Genomic DNA, 8166 nt, shown 5'->3' with positions numbered 1-8166 from the left:
TCATCTCAATGACGATGATGCGGCCGGTCTTCGGGTCAATCGCGAACTGGATGTTACAACCACCGGTGTCCACGCCAACCTCACGAATCACGTTGATCGCGATGTCGCGCAGCTTCTGGAATTCACGGTCGGTCAGGGTCAGTGCGGGTGCCACGGTGATGGAGTCACCGGTGTGCACGCCCACGGGGTCGAAGTTTTCGATGGAGCAGACGACCACGACGTTGTCGTTGGTGTCACGCATCATCTCCAGCTCGTATTCCTTCCAGCCGAGGATGGACTCCTCCAGCAGGACCTCGCTGGTCGGCGAGTACTGAATACCGGCACCGGCAATACGGTAGAGGTCTTCCTCGTTGTACGCCATACCCGAGCCGAGACCACCCATGGTGAAGGAGGGGCGAACCACCATCGGGTAGCCCAGCTCCTTAGCGGCTTCCAGCGCCTCCGGCATGGAGTGAACAATCACCGAGCGTGCAGACTCGCCGCCGGCGCGCTCCACCACGCCCTTGAATGCTTCACGGTCCTCACCGAGGTTAATCGCCTCAATGTTCGCGCCGATCAGCTCAACATTGTACTTGGAGAGCACGCCGCGCTCATCCAGGGAGATTGCCGCGTTCAGTGCGGTCTGACCACCCAGGGTCGGCAGGATTGCGTCCGGCTTTTCCTTCTCGATGATCTTCTCAATCACCTCAGGGGTGATGGGTTCAATGTAGGTGGCGTCCGCGAACTCGGGGTCGGTCATGATGGTTGCCGGGTTCGAGTTCACGAGGATGACGCGCACGCCTTCCTCCTTCAGCACGCGCAGCGCCTGAGTGCCGGAGTAGTCAAATTCCGCTGCCTGACCGATGACGATGGGGCCGGAACCGATGACGAGGACGCTATTAAGGTCAGTACGACGAGGCATTTATGCTTCCTTTGCAGTCTTGGTTGCGACCATCAGGTCGATGAAACGGTCAAAGAGGTAGGCGGAATCGTGCGGGCCCGCAGCAGCCTCGGGGTGGTACTGCACGGAGAACGCGGGGATGTCCTTACAGGTCAGGCCCTCAACCACGTTGTCGTTCAGACCCACGTGGGAGACCATGACCTGACCGAACTCGGCGTTCGGTGCGGTTACGTAGTCGCCAATCGGCGCGTCCACAGCGAAGCCGTGGTTCTGCGCGGTAATTTCAACCTTGCCGGTGGTCTTGTCCATGACCGGCTGGTTGATGCCGCGGTGGCCGAAGGGCAGCTTGTAGGTGCCGAAGCCCAGGGCGCGGCCGAGCAGCTGGTTACCGAAGCAGATGCCGAAGAACGGGGTGCCCTTACGCAGCACGCCCTGCAGCAGCTCAACCTGCTCGTCAGCGGTTGCCGGGTCACCGGGGCCGTTGGAGAAGAACACGCCGTCGGGGTTGTGGGAGTAGATGTCCTCGAGGGTTGCGCTTGCGGGCAGCACGTGCACGCGCACGCCACGCTCAGCGAAACGCTGCGGGGTCATCGACTTGATGCCCAGGTCCAGGGCGACAATGGTTGCAACCGGGGGTGCGAACCAGTTGAACTGGTGCGGCTCAACGGTGTAGGCGGTGTCAACCGAAACGGAGTCAGCGAGCTTACGGCCAGCCATCGGCTCGGAGGCGCGCACCTCCTCCAGCAGTTCAGCTTCGGGGCGTTCTGCGTGCTCACCGGAGAACACGCCCGCACGCATCGAACCGCTCGAACGCAGGCGGCGGGTCAGGGCGCGAGTGTCAATGCCCTGAATACCGACGATGCCCTGCTCGATGAGCTCTTCGTCGAGGGTGCGCTCAGAACGCCAGTTAGATGCCACGCGTGCAGCGTCGCGAACCACGTAGCCGGCAACCCAAATCTTGCGGGACTCAGCATCGGTCTTGTTCACGCCGGTGTTGCCAATATGCGGAGCGGTCTGAACCACAATCTGACCCGCGTAGGAGGGGTCGGTCAGGGTTTCCTGGTAGCCGGTCATACCGGTCGAGAAAACCGCCTCGCCCAGGGACGCGCCGGTTGCGCCGTAGCCGTAGCCGCGGTAGACGGTGCCGTCCTCCAGGACGAGCAGCGCGCGGTCCGTACGCAGGGCGCCGGATCGTGTCATGTCAGTCATGCTCTTCTTCCTTTTCTCTGGTGTTCTCCCCCGCTTCCTGTACGGCCTCTACCGTGCAGGTTCCGGGGTAGTCTATGGTGCCTTCGGCGGGTGTTCGCCTGACCTCAGGCAAAATCTATGGGTGTGGGTGCGCCGGGATATTACACCGCGATATTGCGCCGGGTTTTAGGCTTCCGGTTCTGCCGCCCACTTCTCGGGCGCATCCACCGCGTTCGGAGCGATGCGGCGCAGCTCTCGCAGTACCGCCTGCTTATCCTCGGCGTAGCGGGTGCGGAAGCCGGTCTGCACGCGGTGACCGTCCAGGGTCCAACCAATCACGACCAGGCCGTTCTTCTCCACAACCTTACCCGCCATACCGCGGTCGGTGGTGATGACTGCGAGCTTCTTCGCCGGAATCCACAGGTCCTTCGCGCCGTTACGGGTGAAGATGATGCTGTCCGGGTAAATCAGCAGGGTGGACTTGCTCTTGAAGCCGAGCGAATCGAAACCCACGCGGTCCAGCCAGTTACCGAAAATCGTGGTGCTGACGTACTCGCCCTCGAAAGCGGCGTCAGCGGTCATACCCTCGTAGCGTTCGGGAACTTCCTTGAGGGAGCCGAACATGTTCGCCTGGCGTGCCAGGCGCGAGCGCCATCCGTGCCACATGCCGTAGATGCACAGGGCGACCAGGGCGATGCAGATGACGGCGGTCAGGAACTTTCCCACGAAGGTTCTCTCTTTCGGTTGGGGTCTCGGTCGATAATCTCGGCCTGGGTTGGTGAGGTTGGGGGCGGTGCTCCCGGCGAGGCGGTGGCAGGTTCAGGCCCGCCACCGCGGGGCAGTCACCACGTACGTTCGCCTCGCGGGTTACTTGCGCGGGGTGGCCAGCTTGCCGTTCAGCACGGTCGGGTGGCCGGCGTAGAAGGTTGCGCGAATCGAGCCGGGAACCTCCACGCCGCGGTAGGGGTTGTTCTTGCCCTTGGTGGCCTGCTCCTCCGGCTTGATTACGCGGGTTGCCTTCGGGTCGACCAGCACAATGTTTGCCGGTTCTCCTTCGGCAAGCGGGCGGCCCTGCTCGTGGTCCAGGCGACCAATCTTCGCGGGCTCCTCGGAGAGGATGCGTGCCACATCGCGCCAGGTAATCATGCCGGTGTCAACCAGGGTCATCTGGATGATGGACAGTGCCTGCTCCAGGCCGGTCATGCCGTTCGCGGCGCACGCCCACTCGCATTCCTTGGTCTCTGCCGGGTGCGGTGCGTGGTCGGTACCAATCACGTCGATGATGCCGTCAGCAACAGCCTGACGCAGCGCCATGACGTCCTCTTCGGTGCGCAACGGCGGGTTCACCTTGAAAATCGGGTCGTAGGTGCGTGCGGTCTCGTCGGTGAGCAGCAGGTGGTGCGGGGTTGCCTCCGCGGTCACCTTCACGCCGCGGGACTTAGCCCAGCGCACAACCTCAATGGAGCCCTTGGTGGACAGGTGGCAGATGTGCAGCTTGGAGTCCAGGTGCTCGGCCAGCAGCACGTCGCGGGCAATGATTGCCTCTTCAGCGACGGCGGGCCAACCGGCCAGACCCAGGTCAGCGGACACCTTACCCTCGTTCATCTGGGCGCCCTCGGTCAGGCGCGGCTCCTGCGCGTGCTGCGCAATAACGCCGTCGAAGGTCTTGACGTATTCGAGGGCGCGGCGCATCACGGCGGGGTCGTACACGCACATGCCGTCGTCAGAGAACACGCGCACGTTCGCGGTGGAGTTCGCCATGCCGCCAATGTCGGAGAGGCGCTCGCCCTTCAGGCCCACGGTCACTGCGCCGATGGGCTGCACGCGGCACCAGCCGGCTTCCTTGCCGAGGCGGTCAACCTGCTCAACCACTGCGGCGGTGTCGGCCACGGGCAGGGAGTTCGCCATGGCGAACACTGCGGTGTAGCCGCCCAGGGCTGCAGCGCGGGTGCCGGTCTCGACGGTTTCGGATGCCTCGTAGCCGGGCTGACGCAGGTGGGTGTGGATGTCGACCAGGCCGGGCAGTGCCACCTGGCCTGCCGCCTCGACGAGCTGTGCGTCTGCGGCGTCAATGTTCTCTGCGATGCGGCTAATCACGCCGTCCTCGATGAGGATGTCGGCGACCTTTTCGCCGTAGAGGCTTGCGCCCTTGATAAGGTACTTGCTCATGGTGTTGGTTCCTCTCGTTAGGAAGGTCGTTTAGGATTCGTCGCCGGCGTAGAGCTTGGCGCTGGAGCCGTCGGTCAGAAGCAGGTAGAGCACCGCCATGCGCAGCGCCACGCCGTTGCTGACCTGGCGCAGGACCCAGGAGTTGGTGGCGTCGGCGGCTTCGGTGCAGATTTCCAGGCCGCGGTTCATGGGGCCCGGGTGCAGGATTGCGACCGGCTGCGGCTGTGCCTGCAGGGTTGCGAAGCGTTCGGCGGTCAGGCCCCACAGGTCGGTGTACTCCTCTGCGGAGGGGAAGTACGCGGCGTTCATGCGTTCCTTCTGGATGCGCAGCAGCATGACGGCGTCGGGGTTGGTGGCGATGGCTTCGTCGAAGTCGTGGAAGATTTCCAGGCCGGCTTCTTCAACCCAGGAGGCGGTGTTCAGCGGCAGCAGGGTCGGCGGTGCGACGAAGACGACCTGCGCGCCGAGGGTGGTCAGCAGCCAGAGGTTGGAGCGTGCCACACGCGAGTGCAGGATGTCGCCGACGATGAGCACGCGCATACCGGACAGGTCGGTGCCGCGGGGGCTGTCGAGGCCGTCGCGTTCTGCCTTGTACTGGCGCAGGGATACGGCGTCGAGCAGTGCCTGGGTGGGGTGTGCGTGGGTGCCGTCGCCCGCGTTGAGCACGGGAATGTCGGTCCAGCCTGCTTCGGCGAGGCGCTGCGGTGCGCCGGATGCCGAGTGGCGGATCACGAAGGCGTCCGCGCCGATGGCCTTGAGGGTCTGCGCGGTGTCCTTGAGCGACTCGCCCTTAGACAGGGAGGAGCCAGATGCGGAGAAGTTGGTGACGGCGGCACCCAGGCGCTTCTCAGCGGCTTCGAAGGAGAGGCGGGTTCGGGTGGAGTCCTCGAAGAAGAGGTTGACGACGGTCTTGCCGTTGAGCACGTTCAGGGTGCGGTTTTCGGCTTTGACCTGCGCCATGTAGTCGGCGACGTCAAGGATTTCGATGGCTTCTTCGCGGGTTAGTTCGCGGGTGTCGAGCAGATGCTTCATGAGAGCCCTCCCAGCTGGATAATGTCAACTCGGTCTGTTGCGTTGTCGGTTTCAGTTAGTACGACGCGCACGGTTTCGCTGGCGCTGGTGGGCAGGTTTTTGCCCACGTGGTCGGCGCGGATGGGTAGTTGCCGGTGTCCGCGGTCTACGAGGACTGCCAGGCGTACGAGGGCGGGCCGTCCGTGGGCGTTGAGTGCGTCGAGGGCGGCGCGTACGGTGCGGCCGGAGTAGAGGACGTCGTCAACGAGGACTACGGTTTTGCCTTCAATGCCGATGGTGGGCATGATGCTTTCCCCTGCGGTGTCTGGGGAGGTGGTGCCGCCGGTTCGCTGGTCGTCGCGGTAGGCGGTGATGTCCAGGGCGCCGAGGCGATCTTCTGCGTTGAAGTTCGGCTCGATGGCTTGGATGCGGGCTGCGAGTCGTACGGCGAGGGGCACGCCGCGGGAGCGGATGCCGATGAGTACGAGGTTTTCTACGCCTTTATTGGTTTCAATGATTTCGTAGGCGATGCGGGTGAGGGCGCGGCGGATTTCGTCCTCGCTGAGGATGGTGCGGCCGACGGTGGTCGCGTCCTCCAAGGTGCTTTGAGGGGTTGCCGAATGGGGGGCTGCGGTTACGTTTCGCCCCTGATTCGCGCCGGATGTGGGTACAGCTGACCCAGGCATAGCCGTCTCCTTCCCCGCCTCACGGGACGGATTTAAAGGTTTTGTGCTTCTAGTAGGGTACCACAGTTCACAGGCTACGTTCAGGTTCGGCGAGAGTCCGCCCACGGTGAGGCGACTGCGGAGATAAGGCACATACCAAGTCTCTAAATGGGCAAATAATATGCCGGGGTGTGTGCTCTGCGAATGTATGTTAGGGTAATGGCATCAACCGATAACATTCCGCTGAATTCCACACGTTGCTGTATGGATAATTCTGCGGTTTACACAACCACACACCAGAAAAGAACCAACAATGATGTTTAACCGTAGTTCTATTGCCGCGCTGTCTGCGGCAATGATGCTCACCCTGTCTGCATGTTCCGGCGGCGCACAGGTCAACGCAGAATCGAGTGCATCCACTTCCGCGAGCGCTGAGTCGGCAAGTGCCGAGGCTTCCGCAACTCCTACCCCTTCGCCTACCCCGACTGGCCCGTCTGGCTCCGAAATCGAACTGATTTACGCGAGCATTGACGTGAATAGCAACACGGTGGAAGCCGCTGAGGCAACCGATAAAGCTGCGCACGCCGCATTGGAGCAGCATTTCCGCCTTTGGAATGCCTGGAGGCACGGGAATATCGAACACACCAGCGATGAGGACCTGCTCCGGTACGTACATAAAGAAGTGCTCGGAAGCGTGAAGAAGACTGTGGAGAATTTTTATGAGCTCTCTCAGGAAGCTCCCGCGAACGGCGATATTATCTTCCGTGATGCTAAGACAAAAGAGATTTACGGAAGCATCAAGGATGACGGGTCACGCGTATACAATACCGGCGTGGTTATCACCTACTGTGAAGACTGGAGCGATCTTCGCCGGGTAGACGGTGAGAAAGTTGATTCACCTCTGCAGACGCGAGAAATCACTTTTATTCGTCGCGCAGAGGATGGTGCGTTCGTTATTGCCAAGATGCGAACCGTACATAAAGGTTGCGGAGGCGAAGCAGACGCTACGAACGAGGCGACCGCAGCCGCCCAAAGCGAGTAGCTGATACTGGACGAGGCGCATACCGGGCACACGAGGAGGACACCTCCGCCTGCGTTGCCCGGTGCGCCTCCAACAGTCACCGTTTCATAGCCGTCTTTATCGGCACAACCACACACCAGAAAAGAACCAACAATGATGTTTAGTCGTACCACGCGTACTTCTATTGCCGCGCTTTCTGCGGCAATGATGCTGACCCTGTCCGCTTGTTCCGGCGGCGCGCAGGTTAGTGCAGAATCGAGCGCATCCACTTCCGCGAGCGCTGAATCGGCAAGTGCCGAGGCTTCTACAACTCCTACTGCTTCGCCCACCCCGACGGGTTATGAGCCCGTGCTGATTCGTGCGAACGTTGATCTGGATAACCCGTCGAAGGAGGCTGCAGATGCGACCCTCAAGGCTGCATACGATGCGTTGGAACAGTACCGACGCGTTTGGAATGCATGGATGCATGGGAACCTGGAGCACACGAGTGATGAAGAGCTGCTCCGGCACGTGAGTAAACACTTCCTTGAAGAAACAAAGGAGGAGGTGGAGAATATTCGAAAGTTCTTAGAAGAAGAAGGCCGTGGTCCTCTCAAGGGCGAAATTACCTTCTCTAACATCGATCCAGTCACCTATGGAACCATGAACGACGATGGTTCTGTTTCATACAACACTGGCGCAACCATCACATTCTGTGAAGACTGGAGCAACGTTCGCACTGCTGAGGGCAAGAAATTTAAGGACCCTCAGCTAACGCGACGGGTCTTTGTTGTTCGCCGTTCCGAAGATAACGCGTTTGTTGTTATCAAATCTGAGACCCTTCATAACGGTTGCGGAGACGAAGCAGATGCTACGAGCGAGGCAACCGCATCCGCTCAGGGTGAGTAGCTAATACTGAACGAGGCGCATACCGGGCACGCGGGGCGGGGGCTCCGTCCTCAAGGCGCCCCAGCGCCGCAGAGGGGGGCACTCCCCCGCCCGCGTTGTCCGGTGAAGCCTCCACTGCTACCCCTAAAAACCCAGCGAGCGCACCCCAAACCCTACAAGCACATCCGCATCAAACGCGGAACCCCACGCAGAACCGCACTAACCAAAGAAGCGTAGACACAGAAAACCCCCGCCGTCCTGTAGCGAACTACAGTACGGCGGGGGTTTCACGTACGCTCCCCTGCGGGTGCATCCTCAACAACGGCAAACCAACCAGCCATAGGCCGGGGGCAGGCCGCGGTGGG

At 61.5% G+C, this 8166-nt stretch carries 8 protein-coding genes; 2 read left to right on the top strand and 6 right to left on the bottom strand.

Annotated elements, in window-relative coordinates:
• The 6 genes from AB8E48_RS07325 to pyrR form a co-directional block, all read right to left on the bottom strand.
• Nucleotides 1-901: ATP-binding protein (locus AB8E48_RS07325; protein WP_439958503.1), on the bottom strand; the 901-nt coding region annotated here is incomplete at its 3' end.
• Nucleotides 902-2089 (bottom strand): glutamine-hydrolyzing carbamoyl-phosphate synthase small subunit, encoded by a 1188-nt coding sequence (carA, locus tag AB8E48_RS07320; RefSeq protein WP_070676498.1) that lies wholly within the window; start codon nucleotides 2087-2089, stop codon nucleotides 902-904. It abuts the gene before it with no gap.
• A gap of 165 nt (nucleotides 2090-2254) precedes the next feature.
• The gene (locus AB8E48_RS07315) at nucleotides 2255-2794 is read right to left on the bottom strand and encodes a PH-like domain-containing protein (RefSeq protein ID WP_005508722.1); all 540 of its coding nucleotides are present in this window, start codon (nucleotides 2792-2794) and stop codon (nucleotides 2255-2257) included.
• Nucleotides 2795-2935: 141 nt separating this feature from the next.
• Nucleotides 2936-4237: a dihydroorotase gene (locus AB8E48_RS07310; protein WP_368886263.1), complete on the bottom strand. Its 1302-nt coding sequence runs from the start codon at nucleotides 4235-4237 to the stop codon at nucleotides 2936-2938.
• A gap of 30 nt (nucleotides 4238-4267) precedes the next feature.
• Nucleotides 4268-5269 (bottom strand): aspartate carbamoyltransferase catalytic subunit, encoded by a 1002-nt coding sequence (locus AB8E48_RS07305; protein ID WP_368886262.1) that lies wholly within the window; start codon nucleotides 5267-5269, stop codon nucleotides 4268-4270.
• Nucleotides 5266-5934, bottom strand: coding sequence for a bifunctional pyr operon transcriptional regulator/uracil phosphoribosyltransferase PyrR (gene pyrR / locus AB8E48_RS07300; protein WP_368886261.1), 669 nt, complete (start codon nucleotides 5932-5934; stop codon nucleotides 5266-5268). The genes AB8E48_RS07305 and pyrR overlap by 4 nt, the downstream gene beginning before the upstream one ends.
• Nucleotides 5935-6226: 292 nt before the next feature.
• On the opposite strand from pyrR, the gene AB8E48_RS07295 reads away from it, so the two are divergent.
• A complete protein-coding gene (locus AB8E48_RS07295; RefSeq protein ID WP_368886260.1) occupies nucleotides 6227-6955 on the top strand; it encodes a methyl coenzyme M reductase subunit gamma in 729 nt (242 codons plus the stop codon).
• A gap of 132 nt (nucleotides 6956-7087) precedes the next feature.
• Nucleotides 7088-7822: a methyl coenzyme M reductase subunit gamma gene (locus AB8E48_RS07290; RefSeq protein ID WP_368886259.1), complete on the top strand. Its 735-nt coding sequence runs from the start codon at nucleotides 7088-7090 to the stop codon at nucleotides 7820-7822.
• Nucleotides 7823-8166: the final 344 nt, after the last annotated feature.

Origin of the sequence: Rothia mucilaginosa (assembly GCF_964211445.1) — a bacterium.
GTDB lineage: Bacteria > Actinomycetota > Actinomycetes > Actinomycetales > Micrococcaceae > Rothia > Rothia mucilaginosa_E.
This window is presented reverse-complemented; position numbering and strand designations above follow the sequence as displayed.